14 protein-coding genes are annotated in these 15121 nt (G+C 61.8%); 7 read left to right on the top strand and 7 right to left on the bottom strand.

Going from position 1 to position 15121, the window contains the following annotated elements; genetic code table 11:
• Nucleotides 1-64: 64 nt before the first annotated feature.
• Nucleotides 65-913 (bottom strand): alpha/beta hydrolase, encoded by an 849-nt coding sequence (locus M2360_RS05010; protein ID WP_280773285.1) that lies wholly within the window; start codon nt 911-913, stop codon nt 65-67.
• Between the two features lie 31 nt (nt 914-944).
• Complete coding sequence (locus M2360_RS05005; RefSeq protein WP_280773284.1) at nt 945-1382, bottom strand: SCP2 sterol-binding domain-containing protein; 438 nt, start codon at nt 1380-1382, stop codon at nt 945-947.
• A 90-nt stretch (nt 1383-1472) separates the two neighbouring features.
• On the opposite strand from M2360_RS05005, the gene M2360_RS05000 reads away from it, so the two are divergent.
• Entirely contained in the window at nt 1473-2333 is an 861-nt protein-coding gene (locus tag M2360_RS05000) for an IclR family transcriptional regulator (protein WP_280773283.1), read from the top strand.
• 215 nt (nt 2334-2548) lie between these two features.
• Nucleotides 2549-3328 carry an alpha/beta hydrolase gene (locus M2360_RS04995; protein WP_280773282.1) on the top strand — a complete coding sequence of 260 codons (780 nt, stop codon included), beginning with the start codon at nt 2549-2551 and terminating at the stop codon, nt 3326-3328.
• A gap of 44 nt (nt 3329-3372) precedes the next feature.
• Here M2360_RS04995 and M2360_RS04990 read toward each other — a convergent pair whose 3' ends face one another.
• Nucleotides 3373-4155: a helix-turn-helix domain-containing protein gene (locus M2360_RS04990; protein WP_280773281.1), complete on the bottom strand. Its 783-nt coding sequence runs from the start codon at nt 4153-4155 to the stop codon at nt 3373-3375.
• Nucleotides 4156-4358: 203 nt separating this feature from the next.
• Here M2360_RS04990 and M2360_RS04985 point away from each other — a divergent pair, with 203 nt between their 5' ends.
• Complete coding sequence (locus M2360_RS04985) at nt 4359-5129, top strand: AraC family transcriptional regulator (RefSeq protein ID WP_280773280.1); 771 nt, start codon at nt 4359-4361, stop codon at nt 5127-5129.
• A gap of 172 nt (nt 5130-5301) precedes the next feature.
• Here M2360_RS04985 and M2360_RS04980 read toward each other — a convergent pair whose 3' ends face one another.
• Together M2360_RS04980 and M2360_RS04975 are read right to left on the bottom strand one after the other, a co-directional pair.
• On the bottom strand, nt 5302-6354 hold the full coding sequence (locus M2360_RS04980) for a 2-oxoglutarate and iron-dependent oxygenase domain-containing protein (protein WP_280773279.1): 1053 nt from the start codon (nt 6352-6354) through the stop codon (nt 5302-5304).
• On the bottom strand, nt 6351-7322 hold the full coding sequence (locus tag M2360_RS04975; protein WP_280773278.1) for a LysR family transcriptional regulator: 972 nt from the start codon (nt 7320-7322) through the stop codon (nt 6351-6353). The genes M2360_RS04980 and M2360_RS04975 overlap by 4 nt, the downstream gene beginning before the upstream one ends.
• Nucleotides 7323-7540: 218 nt before the next feature.
• On the opposite strand from M2360_RS04975, the gene M2360_RS04970 reads away from it, so the two are divergent.
• Genes M2360_RS04970 through M2360_RS04955 form a run of 4 tightly spaced genes read left to right on the top strand, consistent with a single transcriptional unit; the run spans nt 7541 to nt 12180 of the window.
• On the top strand, nt 7541-8662 hold the full coding sequence (locus M2360_RS04970; RefSeq protein ID WP_280773277.1) for a BMP family ABC transporter substrate-binding protein: 1122 nt from the start codon (nt 7541-7543) through the stop codon (nt 8660-8662).
• A gap of 50 nt (nt 8663-8712) precedes the next feature.
• Nucleotides 8713-10182, top strand: coding sequence for an ABC transporter ATP-binding protein (locus M2360_RS04965; RefSeq protein WP_280773585.1), 1470 nt, complete (start codon nt 8713-8715; stop codon nt 10180-10182).
• Nucleotides 10175-11257 (top strand): ABC transporter permease, encoded by a 1083-nt coding sequence (locus M2360_RS04960; RefSeq protein WP_280773276.1) that lies wholly within the window; start codon nt 10175-10177, stop codon nt 11255-11257. The genes M2360_RS04965 and M2360_RS04960 overlap by 8 nt, the downstream gene beginning before the upstream one ends.
• Nucleotides 11254-12180 (top strand): ABC transporter permease, encoded by a 927-nt coding sequence (locus tag M2360_RS04955; RefSeq protein WP_280773275.1) that lies wholly within the window; start codon nt 11254-11256, stop codon nt 12178-12180. Before M2360_RS04960 ends, M2360_RS04955 begins: the two co-directional genes overlap by 4 nt.
• Before the next feature lie 186 nt (nt 12181-12366).
• On the opposite strand, the gene M2360_RS04950 is transcribed toward M2360_RS04955, so the two are convergent.
• On the bottom strand, nt 12367-14055 hold the full coding sequence (locus M2360_RS04950; RefSeq protein ID WP_280773584.1) for an ABC transporter ATP-binding protein: 1689 nt from the start codon (nt 14053-14055) through the stop codon (nt 12367-12369).
• Nucleotides 14055-14999, bottom strand: coding sequence for an acetamidase/formamidase family protein (locus tag M2360_RS04945; protein ID WP_280773274.1), 945 nt, complete (start codon nt 14997-14999; stop codon nt 14055-14057). Before M2360_RS04945 ends, M2360_RS04950 begins: the two co-directional genes overlap by 1 nt.
• Nucleotides 15000-15121 lie beyond the last annotated feature (122 nt).

The raw sequence follows: 15121 nt of genomic DNA, 5'->3' as shown, positions 1-15121 counted from the left end.
GCGCTGGCCCTTGTCGTCGAATTCAATGATCTTCATGGTTCAGTTCCCGCTTTCGGAATCGGTTTCAGGTGCGGGCTTCAATAAGACGAAGCGCTTCTTTCAAATAGACTGCGAACAGCGGATAGTTTTCTGACATCGGGAAGTGGCCGATATCCTCCATTTCGATGTAGATGCCGCCCGGGATTTGACGGGCGGTGTTTTCGGTGGCTTCGGGCGGCGTGAGATAGTCATAGGCGCCGGTCATCATGATCACCGGGCAGCGGCGGGTGTCGATATTGCCGAGTTTGCCCCTGAGATCATGGTCGACGGAATAGAAAAACAGGTCGCCTTTGAAGGCTTCCGAACCCTGTGTGTAATAATGCCAGGTCAGCCAGCGATCCATGTCCGGGCTTTGCGGCGCCATGAGATCCCAGACGCCGCTCGCGCAGACCTGGGCCGCATTGGCGTGCGGATGGCGCCACCAATCGAGATAGAATCCGGGCGCATGTTCGGCCGCCTCGACAGGAATCACAGCGCGAAACTTGTCTGGGTGATGAAGGGCAAGCTGCAGGGCCACATTACCGCCGAAGCTGGATCCCATGAAGATCGGACGATCAAGCTCCAGCGCATCGCAGAGCGTGATGATGAAATTCATATAGTGCCGCGCGGTCAGCACATACTCCTCCTTCCACCACTCCTTGTTGAGCGGCGGATCGGATTTGCCATGCCGGGCGAGGTCGTAGGCGATTACGTCATAGTTGGAGGTGATCGCTTCATCCTCGAGAAGTCCACGCCACTGATGATTGTGGCAACCCGCCGTGTGCTGGCAGACCAGTGGTACGCCGCTGCCGTTTCTCAGATAGAAAACCTTGTATTCGTAACCGTCCACCTCGATGGTGACGTAACGACCGATAACGGGAGAGTGCTTGGCCATTCCGGTGATTCCTGTAGGTGTGGGAACGTCTTCAGACCGGCACGCCGACCTTGCGAAGCAGCTCGAACTGAACCGTGAAATTGCGCAGGTTCTGCATCATGACGAGAATGTTGCCTTCGATCTTCAGATCGCGGCGAAAGCTGGCCGACCAGATGCCGTGATACATCGGTTCAGGCACGGCCTTGGCGAATTCGCGCCAGGTGGCGGCGCTGGCCCGGAGAGCGAAATCATAGGCGTCGAGCGGTTGCGGATCGGTGTTGATGCTGTGCACCTTGCCGTCGCGGACATCCACGATGACCTTGGCCGCGCCCATGTCCCACAGATATCGGCAGGTGAAATAGCGCGCCATGGCGCCGATCGTCGGGTCTCGATCCGAGGCGTCTCCAAATCGGATAGCCCAGTCTCGCACGCTCATGACCATGCCTGAAACCTCCACTTTCACCGCATGCGGGCTTGAAAGCCGCCACACATCCAATATCCCGATACACGTTCAATTAGCTGAACAGTTTTCACTGGACTGGACGCTAGTCGGCGAGCTATATGAATGTCAAGAAGAAAAATGATGCTCATCGAATTTGCGGATCGCTTCATGGCTTCAAGGGAAACCAAGACTCAGCAATCGCCGGCGCTGGAACGAGGCGCACGCATCCTGGACATGGTGGCGCGCTCCAAGAGCTTTCTCAGCCTGTCCGATCTGTCTCGGGAATTGAAGATCGCCCGCTCCAGCGTGCATTCATTGTGCCAAACACTGGTCAATCTGGAGCTTCTGATCCGGCGCAGCGACCAAACCTTCCAGCTCGGCCCCCATGTCATACGCTGGTCGAACGCCTTTGCGCTGCAATCGGATGTCGCGACCGAATTCGCGGCCATATGGGATCACGAAACCGGTTTGCCGGGCGCCACCATAACCCTCACCGTGCAGGACGGGGCGGAGGTGGTCTATATCGCCGCGCGCAACAACGAGCGCGCCCGCTCCTCCCTTGAATTCAGGGTGGGTATGCGCCTGCCCGCCGCTTTCACCGCCACGGGCAAGGCGTTTCTAAGCCATATGAGCGACTATGAAATCCGTCGGCTTTATGCCCCTGGCCTGCCAGAACCGCGAACGGCTCGCAGCATCCGCAGCATCGACGAACTGCTCGGAGAACTGCGCGACATCAGGCGGGACGGCTATAGTTGCGATGAGGAGCAGGTCGCCGAAGGCATGGTCTGCTATGGCGCAGCCGTGCTGGATGGAAGCAACCGGCCGATTGCGGGCGTGGCCGTCAGCCTCTCTTTGGATGCGAACGCGATGACCGATCGCACCGCGATCATCGACAATGTGACGCGCATGGCGGCCCGGCTTTCCCATCGCATGGGGGCGGATCTGTCAGCCACCGGCAACACGGGACGCGCCGGCCCCGCCCTCCCCCTACAAAAATGAGATTCTGGGGCAAGTTGAGGCGGGCCAGAGGGCTTATCACGCCCCGCTGATAATGCCATCATCGCCAAGGGTTTGGGTAAGTCCACATGAGGAAGGACAACGCAGGCCTTGGCCTTGGGAGGGGATCAATGCTTTGTTTCAGACAAGACCTGAGCACGACGGCTGCGCGCGTGGCGAGACCGCGCGAATTGCGGCGACGGATCGTGACGACCGATATGGGCAATATCGACCTGCTGGATATCGGCAAGACCGCCGGCCGTGCGGTCATCCTGATCACGCATGGCCTCGGCAGCCTGGAGTCTTTCGAGGAAATCGCCGAAGGGCTGGAAGCACGCTATCCCGGACGCCGCATCGTCGCCTATTCACGGCCCGGTCGCGGCAGGAGTCCGATCAGCCAGGGCGTGGAGCCGTCCGCGCTCCTTGCTCACGAGGCCCTGCGGGTTCTGCCCGCCATCATGCGCGCCCTCGACATCGTCACGGCGGACCTGGTGGCGCATAGCGACGGCGCCGCCGTAGCGATGTTGTTTGCCTGCGCCAATCCACTGAAGGTGGAGAGCATCGTTGCGATCTCGCCGCAGGTCCACGCCGATCATCGGCCGGTCGAGCAGACCGGCGCCCATTTCGCGGATCACAATCACATCGACGAGGTCCATCGACTCGGAGCCGAACATCGCGACACAGACCTTGCCCTGCGCTGCTGGATCGCCGCGCAGGAAACGCTCGCGGCCAATCCGGACCATGTTCTCGGCGGACTCGCCGGGCTGGACGCGCCGCTGCTGATGGTGCAGGGTCTGAAAGACGATGGCGCACAGCACCAGATGTCCGCGCTGTCGACGCGTGTGCGGGGTCCGATGAAATGGGTGATCTTGCGCAAGGACGGTCACTTTCCCCAGCATGACAGCACCGACATGGTGCTCGACCTGATTTGCGGCCATTTGCAGGATGCCGACTGCAAGCGCGGGAGCGGGCGGCTTCAAACCCGCGCGGCAAGTTGATGCGAAACCGCGTGCTGAAAATTCAAAGTGAAAAAGCGTATGTTTCAGCCGGAAACTTCAGCGCCAAGCCGCAGCGAAAGCCGCGTGGCCAAATCGCGGGCATTGGCGCAGCCGCTCTCGATGGCGGCGGGTCCGAGGTCTTCCGAATCGATGCTGACGAGCACTGCGGCGACCGTGCGATTGAGCGAGTTGAGCACCGCGGCGCCGAAATTGGTCACGCCTCGCTGGCACTGGCCGATCTCGATGGCCACGCCATCGGCGCGAATAGACTTCACTTCATTCAGCAAGCCGCCGACATCAGCCACCGAGCGTTCGGTCAAGGGCGGAGGAAACGATATGAAGGCCCTGGCGATGTCGTGATCGCTCCAACGCGCGATCATCGCCTTACCAGCGGCGCAAAAAGCGGCCGGCAGCCGCATGCCCGGGCGAACCACGAAGCGCTCAAGGGCGCTTCTTTGTCGCGCGGCGATGAACACCACATCCATCTCGTCGAGAATGCACAGCGACACCACCGCATCCTGAAAACTGTCCGACTGATCCCAAAGCGCGGCAAACTCCGCAGCGACATCGGTCTGCCGTTCAAAGGCGTTCGACCATTTGAGCAGATGCGGACCGAGAACGAATGTCTGGTCCGGCCGACGGATCAGCAGGCCGAGATGCGCAAGCGTGGTGCACAGCCCATGCACCGTGCTTTTGGGCAGCGATGTTTCTCGCGCGAGATCGGAAATGGTGGGATAACGCTTGGAGGCCGCCACGATATCAAGAATGATGGAGGCGCGCTCCACGGCGGGAACCAGCCTCAGTCGCGCGGACTCGTCTTCCTCCAACTGGCTTCTCCCACATATCTTGCGCCGTGCGCTATCGTATCGCTTCACACCCACGGCAAGTCAATTCACGACTTCATCGCTCGTGGGGGTTCTGCCCTTTTTCAAACTGCGGACTTCTGTATAGTGCGATCATGACCTCGGCTGTACGTGTCATGTTGGGAAGTTTTGGTCGAGTTGCGCTTGTCGAACTCGGACATTGCCTCGTGCGTCATGCACATCCCCATTGCCATATGCTGTTCAAGGTCGGCGGGGCAAATTCGCATTTCATCGTCGACGACGCGCCCGCCCCGCTTACCGACGATTCAGTGGTTCTGGTGGACGCCTGGCGGCCGCATGAATTTGTTTTCCGGCCCGGTCAGCCGCCAACGCAGATCCTCGCGCTCTATATCGAATCCGACTGGCTGGCGGCGCTGAATTCCGACGGCGCGGATTTAAATCCGCTCGATTTCTTCAAATCGAGTTCGGGCCATGTGTCGCGCGAGACTTACCATATTCTGATGGCTGCAGTCGATTGCCTGAACGGCGGCGCTCCTTCTCGCAATGAGATGGAGGTCCTGCTGGCCCAACTCGTTCTCTCGACCATCCATAAGACTCATCCCGTGAACAATGCCGCGAGCAGGTTTGGACGACCTCAGCTGTTTGACTGGCGGATCCGCAAGGCGGTCAGGCTCTTTCAACAGAACCATGGCGATTTTGACAAAATCGACGCGATCGTCGCCGAAATCGGCATGAGCCGCGCCAATTTTTTCCGACAATTCAAGGCCTGCACGGGAATGTCGCCAGGCCTGTTCCAGAATGTCGTCCGGCTTGAGCAAGCCATTCGCCTGACGGTGGTGTCACAGGACTCGCTCAGCGTCGCCGCGAGCAGCCTCGGCTTTTCCGACCCCGCACACTTCAGCCGCTTTTTCCGCAATCATACCGCAGTCTCACCCCGCCTTTATCGCCAAGGGGCATCTGACTGGCTGTCGCGCTGACAGCGTGATGCGAGGTTATTTTTGTCTCCCCGGTGAACTGGCCACATAAATATCGACCCATCGGACAATGAAAGATGACGATGAGGTCGATTGGGATCGCGATGATTGATGCAAATCGGGGCCGCATTGCTGCGACCCCTTGTGAGAACACGCGGGATGGGCTCTCGGATCGTTAAACGGCAGGCGCATCCTGCTGCTGGCTGGCATAGCTCGCAAACGTCGCGGTGAAGCGACCGTTGACATAATCGCCAGAACTGATCGGCGGATATTTGGCGGGATGCGCCTCGTCGACACAGCTCGGCAGGACCTCGACGATCGTGTCGTAATTCGGCCCGAAGAAGAACGGGATCGAATAGCGCTCCTTGCCCGAGCGATTGATGGCCCGGTGGACGGTGGAGGCGAACAGGTCGTTGGTCCAGCGCGCCATCTGATCGCCGACATTGACCACGAAGCAATCCTCCATCGGGTCGGCTGCGATCCATTCGCCGGCGGCGTTCAGCACCTGAAGCGCGGGAATACCCACCTGCTGGGCGAGGATAGTGAAGCATTCATAGTCGGAATGCGCGCCGATGCCGATCTGGCGTTCGTCGATCTCGCCGAATTGCGGCGGATAATGCAGAACCCGCAATGTCGCGAGCGGCTTGGTCACCATGGCGTCGAAATAGGTTTCCTCAAGCCCGAGCGCCAGCGCGAAGGCATGCAGGAGATGATGGCTGAGCTTGATCATTTCGGCATGATAGGTTTCCAGCGCATGGCGGAAGGCGGGCCGATTTTCCGGCCACTGATTGGGGCCATAAAGCACCTTGCCGGCCAGGACGTCGGGATCGTCGGCCGGCACTTCGAGCGCGATATCGAAGGATTCATGCAGATCGCCGCGCGCGGTGGGATCGGTGTTTTCCTCCAGCATGGCGGCATAGCCGCGCAGATTGGTGGATTTGGACACATGCGCCTGCATCTTGTCTTCGTCAGACTGGGCGAAATAGCGCTCGGCTTCGGCAAACGCCGCCTCCAGCACGTGTTTCGGGAAGTGGTGGTTCTTGATGTAGAGAAAGCCCACTTCGGTGCAGGCCTTGCGCAGGCTTTCGGCAAGGGCCGCCTTGGCCTCTGCGTCGCCGCTGAACATGGCCTCGAGATCGATCACGGGGATCTGGTCGAATGGCACGCGGACCGGGTCCAGTCCGGCCTTGATCAGGCGCGCGCCGTTCCCTGTTGGCAGTTCTTTCATGGCAGGTCTCCTCTAGGGGTGTCTTCGGGGGGATTGACGATGGTCTCGACGTAGTAGCGCGGGCCGTTGAACACATAGCCCGGCGAAAAATAGTCCCGGCAGAAATCGATGAAAGCGCCCATGCGCCGCGACAGTGCGCTCGGCCGCATGACGCGAAGCGTCACGCGTTGGGCCGCCGATTCCCATCCCGGCAACACGCGCATGAGATCGCCTCGTTCGCATTCGATCTGGGTGAAAAAGGAAGGAAGATAGGCGATGCCCTCGCCGGCGACCGCGAAATACTTCACGGTCCAATATTCATTGGCGAAGAGGTCGCAACGCGGTAGAACCGACGCGACTTCAGTGTCTTTCTGCAAAAGCCATGGCTGCGGTCCGGAAGGCTGGCGAAACATCACCGCCTGGTGGTTGCCGAGATCTGCCGGCGTTGTCGGTTCCCCCATCCTGGCGAGATAGTCACGGCTGGCGTAAAGGCAGAAACGGTCAGCCCAGAGCTGTTCGGCGCCGCCCCGAGCCGTATTGCCGTCATCCCAGGAAATGATCGCGTCCATCATTTCCTGCCGCTCCGGCAGATAAAGCGTGTGGGGCGAGAAGAAACTGAGATCGAGCTGAACTTTCGGATAGCGGCGGCGAAAGGCGAACAGCATCTGCGAATAGAAAGCGGTGCCGAACTCGCCGGTCGCGCCAATCCGCAACATGCCAGAGGCGTCATCGAGCGTTTCGGCGACCGCCATGCGCGCCGCCTCGCAGCGGCCGAGGATATCCGCCGCATGGGCGCGCAGGGTCTGGCCGGCTTCGGTCAAGACAAGCGCTCGTCCTTCACGCAAGAACAGCTCCGTCCCCAACTCGCCTTCAAGTTGCTTCAGGCGCAGGCTCAACGTCGACTTCGGCTGCCCATAGAGCTTGGCGACGGCCGACAGCGACCGAAGTTCGGCGATTTTAAGAAAAGCGTCCAGTGCATCGACGTCCATTGTTTCGTCCATGATTATGGACAATATGCCCAGAAATTGACCATGACTAAATATGTTGCATGAACGACGGTAATCGGCTTTAATGCAGCGCACAAGAGCGAGGAACGAAATTTCCGCGCGATGGACGCCAATTTCGCCAGAGTGGGCGGCGCGCACGCTTGGAGTGCCCAAGCATGCCGCGACTTCTGAGAATACCCAATAAAAACAAGGGAACAGACATGACAAAGACATCCACCTCCCAAGGGCGCGCCGGCTGTCTCGCCGTCGCAATCTTGACTGCCGGTCTGGCGTTCAGCGCTGAAGGCGCGTGGGCCTTCACCTTGAAGAGCGAGCCGAAAGTCGCCTTCATCTATGCCGCGTCTGTCAATGACGGCGGCTGGAACGAAGCGATCGACAAGGGCCGCAAGGCGGTCGAGGAACAGTTGGGCCTGCCGGTGGCGGTGACGGAGAACATTCCGGAAGACGCGACCAAACTTCGGGCTGCGATCGATCTCTACGTCAAGCGTGGCTTCAACATTATCGTCGGAACAACCTATGGTTACTCCGCACCGATCGCCGACGCCGCCAAAGCCTATCCCGACGTCGCCTTCCTCAACGCCTCCGGCACGACCAACGGCCCCAATCTGGAAAGCTTCTACGCCCGCACCTATCAAGGCTGGTATCTGGCTGGCATCGCCGCGGCGGACGCAACCAAGAGCAAGAAGATCGGCATGCTGGCGGGCTTTCCGGTCGGGGTGGTGAACTGGGACATCAACGCCTTTGCGCAAGGCGCCCGATCCGTGGATCCGACGATCGAGACGATCGCGGTCTTCACCAATTCCTGGTGGGACCCGGTCAAGGAGGGTCAGGTGTCCGAAGCCATTCTCGACCAGAAGGCCGACGTGGTCGCAACAGACCTGAGCGCGGCGTCTGCGCTCGACGCCGCCGAGAAGCGGGGCGCCAAGTCGTTCGGCTATCAGATCGACATGAGCGCCGCAGCGCCCAAGGGCATCCAGACATCGGTGATCTTCCAGTGGGACCGTTATCTTGTTCCGACCATCAAGGAGATCACCGAAGGCAAATGGACGCCCGAGGAATATGGAGCTTTCGAAGGGCTGGAGAGCGGTGTCGTCGATCTTGCCCCGTTTGGACCGGGCGTTTCCGAGGCGACGAAGGCCAAAATCGACGCCGCCCGCAAGGCGATGATCGCGGGATCGCTCGATCCTTTCCAGGGCCCGCTGAAAAAACAGGATGGCTCGCTCGCGGCCAAGGCCGGCGAAAAAGTGGATGACGGCGCGCTCTGGAATATGGACTATTTCGTCGAAGGCGTCACCGGCACCATGCCCGCCGCCGCCCAATGACGCCAGGTCTTGCGCGCAAATTGCCTCCGGGAACGCCGAACGCCTTGGAGATGCTCGGCGTTTCCAAGGCGTTCGACGGCAAGCCGGCGTTGGACGACGCCGGTTTCACCCTATCCTGGGGCGAAGTGCACGCGCTTGTCGGCGAAAATGGCGCCGGCAAGTCGACTTTGATGAACATCGCCGCCGGCATCTATGCGCCGGATGCGGGAGAGCAGCGTCTTGATGGCCTGGGCTTTGCGCCGACCTCACCCGCCGAGGCCGCGCGGGCGGGGATCGGAATGGTCCATCAACACTTTCGCCTGGTTGAAAGCTTCACGGTCGCCGAGAACGCTTTGCTCATACTCGGCGCACAAGCCCGGTCTACCCGACAGGCGGCGATGCTGCTTCTGCAGAAGGCGAAGGACGTCGGACTGACAATCGATCCGTCTCGCAAAGTGTCGACTTTGTCGATCGCCGAGCGCCAGCGCGCCGAAATTCTGAAAGTCCTGCTCCTCGGCGCGCGGATCCTCATTCTCGACGAACCCACCGCGGTGTTGACCGAAGACGAATCCCGTTCGCTGCTGGAATTCACGCGGCGACTTGCCGATCAGGGGCTTGCGGTGGTGCTGATCACGCACAAACTCAATGAAGTCGCCGATTATTCAGACCGGCTCACTGTCATGCGGCATGGTCGAACCGTGCTGGCGTCCGCGCCCATGGCGGATGTTCGCGAAGCCGAGATTGGAGCACTGATCGTCGGGGAAGCGATCGCTGCGAACACGCGGCCGGCAAGCCGCGTCGGCGACACCTGTCTTTCGGTGCGTGGGCTCCGCTTTTCCGGACAGAAATCGGCTCATGGTCTTGATCTCCACTTGCGGGCTGGAGAAGTGCTCGGCCTGGCGGGCGTGGGCGGCAACGGACAGGAAGAACTGGCGGCCTGTCTTTCCGGCGGGCAAAAGCCGCTTTCCGGAACCATCGCCATCGCCGGCGAAATCGTCAACGACCTGCCGCCAAAGGCGCGGCGGGCGATGGGCCTGCGACTTATCCCCGCCGACCGTTTTGCCGGCGGCCTGATCCGGGAAATGACGGTGGCGGAAAATCTGGCCATGACCGACATTGCCCAAAGCGCGCCAGGTCGCCGTTTCCTGCTCAATCGCAAGCGCCTGGATGAGAACGCCAAACAGGCGATCGCTCGTTTCGATATCCGTGGAGCCGCGCCGGGGCGCCGAACCGAACTCCTGTCCGGCGGCAACGCCCAGAAAGTTTTGCTCGCGCGCGAACTCGATTCCGGCATGAAAATTCTCATCGCCCATTCGCCGGCGCGCGGACTGGACGTCAAGGCAAGCGCTTTCGTGCGCGGCGCAATAGCAAAAGCGGTGGAACAAGGCGCCGCCTGCCTGCTGATCAGCGAAGATCTACAGGAAATTCTCGCTTTGTCGCATCGGGTCGCGGTGATCAACGGCGGCGCGATCGCCGGCGAGAGAGTGATCGCCGATGTCACCCCAGACTGGATCGGAGGCCTGCTGGCCGGCCATGCTTAACACCGCATTTCTCGTTCGCCGACAGGATCCCGGCGCCTTGCGCACCGCGCTCGGCTATGGCCTCGGCCTGCTGGTCGGGCTCGGCCTCTCGGCCGGCATCCTGATGGGCGTCGGCGTTCCAGCCGCCGATCTGCTTCAGGAATTCATCGTTCAGACATTCCTGACCAGCGAGGGACTGGCGCAAACCCTGACGGCGTCGGCGCCCCTGATCCTTGTCGGTCTCGCCTCGGCGGTCGCCATGCGCATCCGTTTCTGGAACATCGGCGTCGAGGGGCAGATGTGGATGGGCGCGATTGCCGCAAGTTGGGTGGCCCTCCACCAGATCGGCCCCGCATCCCTGCGCCTGCCGCTCGGGCTGATCGCGGCGTTCTGCGCCGGGGCCCTGTTTATTTTGCCATGGCTGTGGATGAAAACGCGCTACGGCGTCAATGAGGTGATCACCACATTGCTGTCAGCCAATATCGCCTTCCTGCTCGTGCAGCACCTGCTGTTCGGCGTCTGGCGCGATCCCGCCAACGGTTTTCCGATCACCGTGGAGTTCCCGGCCGAAAGCCAGTTCTCGATGCTGGGCTGGGGACAAATCCATTCCGGTCTCGTGCTCGCCCTGATCATCGCCGCGATCGTCTATGGCCTGCTCGAACGGTCTCCGCTCGGCTATATCGCCAATGCGATCGGCTTCAACAGACGCACCGCGATCCAGACCGGACTTCCGGTCACCGCCGTTTCCGTCATTGTCACCCTGTCTTCGGGCGGGCTTGCGGGTTTGGCAGGCGCGGTCATCCTGTCTGGAACCGAACATCGGCTCAGCCAGGCCCTGAGTTCCGGTTATCTGTTCAGCGCCATCGTCATCGCCTATCTCGCCCGGTCGCGGCCGCTCTGGGTGGTCTTCGTCGCCGTGGCGCTCGCAGCTGTCTACACCGCCGGCAATGTCCTGAAGGTGTTTTACGGCGTTTCCGAAGCGGTGATCGTGCTTGCGCAGGGCACGGTGCTGATGTCGGTTCTGACCGCGAATTTCTTCAGCGCCTATGTGATCCATTTTCCGGACAAGGCCCGACGCCGGGGGGAAACGCCATGATGGACTTCCTGGTCGGCTGGGCCGCCATCGTCCCCAGCTACATGACTCCCTTGCTGCTGGCCTGTCTAGGACTGATCATCAGCGAGCGAGCGGGCGTGCTCAATCTCGGCGCCGAAGGCCTGATGGCGCTGGGCGCCATGGCGGCGGCCATTGCGGTCTTGTCGGGCCATGGCCCACTGATCGGATTTGCCGCCGGGGCTGCGGCGGCGATAGCGCTCTCGCTGCTGTTCGGGTTGGCGGTGGTGGTTTTCCGTGCCGACCAAACCCTGGCCGGGCTTGCGGTCGTCGCGATAGGGCTTGGCGTCACCGGGGTCGTCGGACGACCGTTCACCCAGAAGACCTTCCCTGGACTGCCCAAATTCGGGGACAAGTTTTCCTTCGACCAGCATACGAGCCTGGGTCGCTTCATTGCGGCGCAGGACGTCGTTTCACTGCTCGCGCCGCTGATTGCCGTCGGGATCTGGTGGTGGCTGTCATCCACGCGATCAGGTCTGCGGCTTCGGGCTGCCGGTGAAAATCCCGCCTCAGCCGATGTGGCCGGCGTCGACATTCAGTGGACCCGCCTGGCGGCTGTTCTCGCTTGCGGCCTTCTCTGCGGTCTATCTGGCGCCTATCTGACCATCGCCACCAGCCATGTCTGGGTGGAGAACATGATCGCCGCACGCGGTTGGATCGCCATCGGCCTGGTCATTCTTGCAAACTGGAGCCCGGCGCGCGCCATATTCGGAGCCTTGCTGTTCGGCAGCGCCGACGCGCTGATCCCCAGGCTTCAAGCGGTGGGCGCGGATGTGCCCGTCTATCTGATGATGATGTTGCCCTATGCCCTGACCTTGTCGATGTTGCTGCTCGCCGCGCTAATGGGAAGAGGGTCGGGCGAGCCGGCGGCGCTGGGCGCGGTGTATCTCCGCCAGGACAAGCATTGAAGCATGCCGCCCGAAAGTGACGCGGGTGTCGGGACGACGACATGCGACAAAACAAACAGACAAATCGCAAGAAGCGAACCCGATAGATCGCGACGCGCTTCAACGTCTGCGCCAGCCGCCTTGACGCCGCCATAGGCCTCGCGCGGCTTTTTGACCGGATGCGCGTTCCAGGCCATCCATGAATCGTTATCGTTGCCTGCTTTTGTTTACGCCGCGATAGAGTTTCGGATCCGGAACAGGCACCGCCGCCATCAGGCTGCGGGTGTAGTCATCCCCAGGGTTTTCGAACACGGCGCGGCGGGTTCCCATCTCCACGATCTTGCCGCCCCGCATCACCGCGACTTGGTGGGACATCTTCTCGATAACCGCCATGTCGTGGGAGATGAACAGATAGGCCAGACCCATCTGCTCCTGGAGCTCCAGCATGAGATCGAGCACGCGGGCGCGGACCGAGACGTCGAGGGCGGCGACGCTTTCGTCGGCGACGATGAGCTGGGGCTCGAGCGCGAGCGCCCGGGCGATGCAGATGCGCTGGCGCTGGCCGCCGGAGAATTCATGCGGATAGCGGCTGGCGGCGTCCGGCGTCAGGCCGACGCGCTTCAAAAGCGCCGCAACCCGATCGCGACGTTCGCTGGCGTCGCCGATGCCATGGATAACCAGCGGCTCGGCAATCGCCGCGCCGACGCTCATACGCGGATCGAGCGAGGCATAGGGATCCTGAAAGATCATCTGGGCGGCGCGGCGCAGCGGCCGGAGCGCTGTCTGCGACAGGCCGGAGATCTCCTGTCCGGCGAGCTTGACGCTGCCGGTGAAGGGGATGAGGCTGAGCACCGCCTTGCCGGTGGTGGATTTGCCCGAACCGCTTTCGCCGACCAGGCCGAGCGTCTGGCCCGGCTCGATCGAGAAGCTGATCTTGTCCACCGTCGGCGCATTGGCCTTACCCTTGCCGAACCAACCGGCCTTGACGCCATAGGTGATCGAGAGATCGCGGACTTCCAGTACGGGCGCAGCGGCCTTGGGCGGCAGGGCGGCGCCGGTGACGCGCGGCGGCGCATCCGTGCCGGCATGGGCTCCGAGCCGGGGCACGGCGGCGAGCAATTCGCGGGTATAGGCTTGCTGCGGACGGTCGAAGATGTCGAGCGCGTCGCCCTGCTCCACGATCCGGCCACGCTGCATGATGGCGACGCGATCGGCCATTTCGGCCACCACGCCCATGTCATGGGTGATCATCAGGATCGAGGTGTTGAATTCGCGGCGAAGCTCGCGCATCAGCGTCAGGATCTGCGCCTGCACCGTCACATCAAGCGCGGTGGTCGGCTCGTCGGCGATCAGCAGTTTGGGCCGGCAGGACAGCGCCATGGCGATCATCACGCGCTGACGCATGCCGCCCGAGAGTTCATGCGGATATTGCGTGAGTCGCTCGGCAGGCTTGGTCATATGCACCGCTTCCAGCATGGAGCGGGCGATCGAGGATGCGCTTTCACTCGCATCCTTCTGGTGTTCGCGGATCGCTTCCTCAAGCTGCGCGCCGATGGTCATGACAGGATTGAGAGACGTCATCGGCTCCTGAAAGATCATCGCCGCTTCTCCGCCGCGCACTTGCCGGAGCGCCCGGTGGGAGAGGCCGAGAAGATCTCGCCCAGACAGCAGGATCTGGCCCGAGGCGACTTTGAGCGACGTCTTGGGCAGGAGCCCCATGATGGCGAGCGAGGTGACCGACTTGCCCGATCCGGATTCGCCCGCCAGACACAGCGTTTCCCCCGGCTTGAGGTCGAAGCTGACATCGTCGAGAATGCGCTTCAGGCCTTCGGGCGTGCGGGCGTCGACCGTGAGATTGCGGACGGAAAGAACGGGGGCGGGCGAAGTCACTGGCATCACGCGAGCACGATCCTCGGGAAGTAGAAGGACACGACCCAGTTGGGCATGTCGACGATTTCGCTGATGCGCAGATCGCCGCAGACGGAGCAGAGCATATAGGCGTCGACGGCGCTGTAGCCGTGTTCGGCCGTCAGCAGATCGATCATGCGCATGACAGCTTCACGCGCGCCGGTCATTAGATCGGGGCCGATGCCAGTCGTCACCTCATAGCCGGCGCCGTCGAGATGGCGGGTCACAGGTTCGGTGGTGGTGAAGCGCGGCGTCTTGAGATTGGCGCCCTTGACCAGATCGAGCGTCAATTCGACATTCATCTGGCTTTCGATCGCCGTGCCGCAGACTTCGCCGTCGCCCTGGGCGGCATGGGTGTCGCCGACCGAGAACAGTGCGCCCTCGACCTCGACGGGCAAATAGAGCGTCACGCCGGCGGTGAGATCGCGGATGTCCATATTGCCGCCGACGCGGCGGGGCGGCACCACCGAATGCAGGCCAGGCTCCGCCGGCGCCACGCCGATCGTGCCGGTGAACGGCTTCAGCGGCACGCGGCCGCCGGGACCGAAGGCGGAGGGCGCCATGGTTGCGGTGTCATAGGACCAGACATGCAGCGCCGGATCCTTGAACTGGTCAGCGAGCAGGCCGAAGCCGGGAATATTGGCGGTCCAGCCATAACCGCAGGGGTGGAATTTGCGGATGGTGACTTTCAGCGCGTCGCCGGGCTGAGCGCCCTCGACATAAACAGGGCCGGACACCGGATTGATCTTGCCGAAATCGAGCGTCGCAAGCGTGTCGAGATCAGCGTCGCGGCCGATCTGGCCGCCGGACGAATCCATGCATTCAAACAGGATAGTTTCGCCGGGCCTGGCGGTCAGCGCCGGCGCAAAGTCCTTGTTCCAGCCGAAATTGTGCTGGGCGCGGTGGATGGTGTGGGTGCAGGCGACGCACATGGGGATGTCCTCCGGAAAGTGATATTTATGTCGGTGACGGCCCCTCATCCCCCTGCCGGGACCTTCTCCCCGCAGGCGGGGAGAAGGAGGATGTGGCACTAACCTCGCCCAGACGTCCCTTC

The sequence above is a fragment of the Rhizobium sp. SG_E_25_P2 genome (genome assembly GCF_029892285.1).
Classification (GTDB): domain Bacteria; phylum Pseudomonadota; class Alphaproteobacteria; order Rhizobiales; family Rhizobiaceae; genus Rhizobium_E.
Note: the sequence above shows the minus strand (reverse complement) of the source record. Positions and strands in the feature narration are given on the sequence as shown.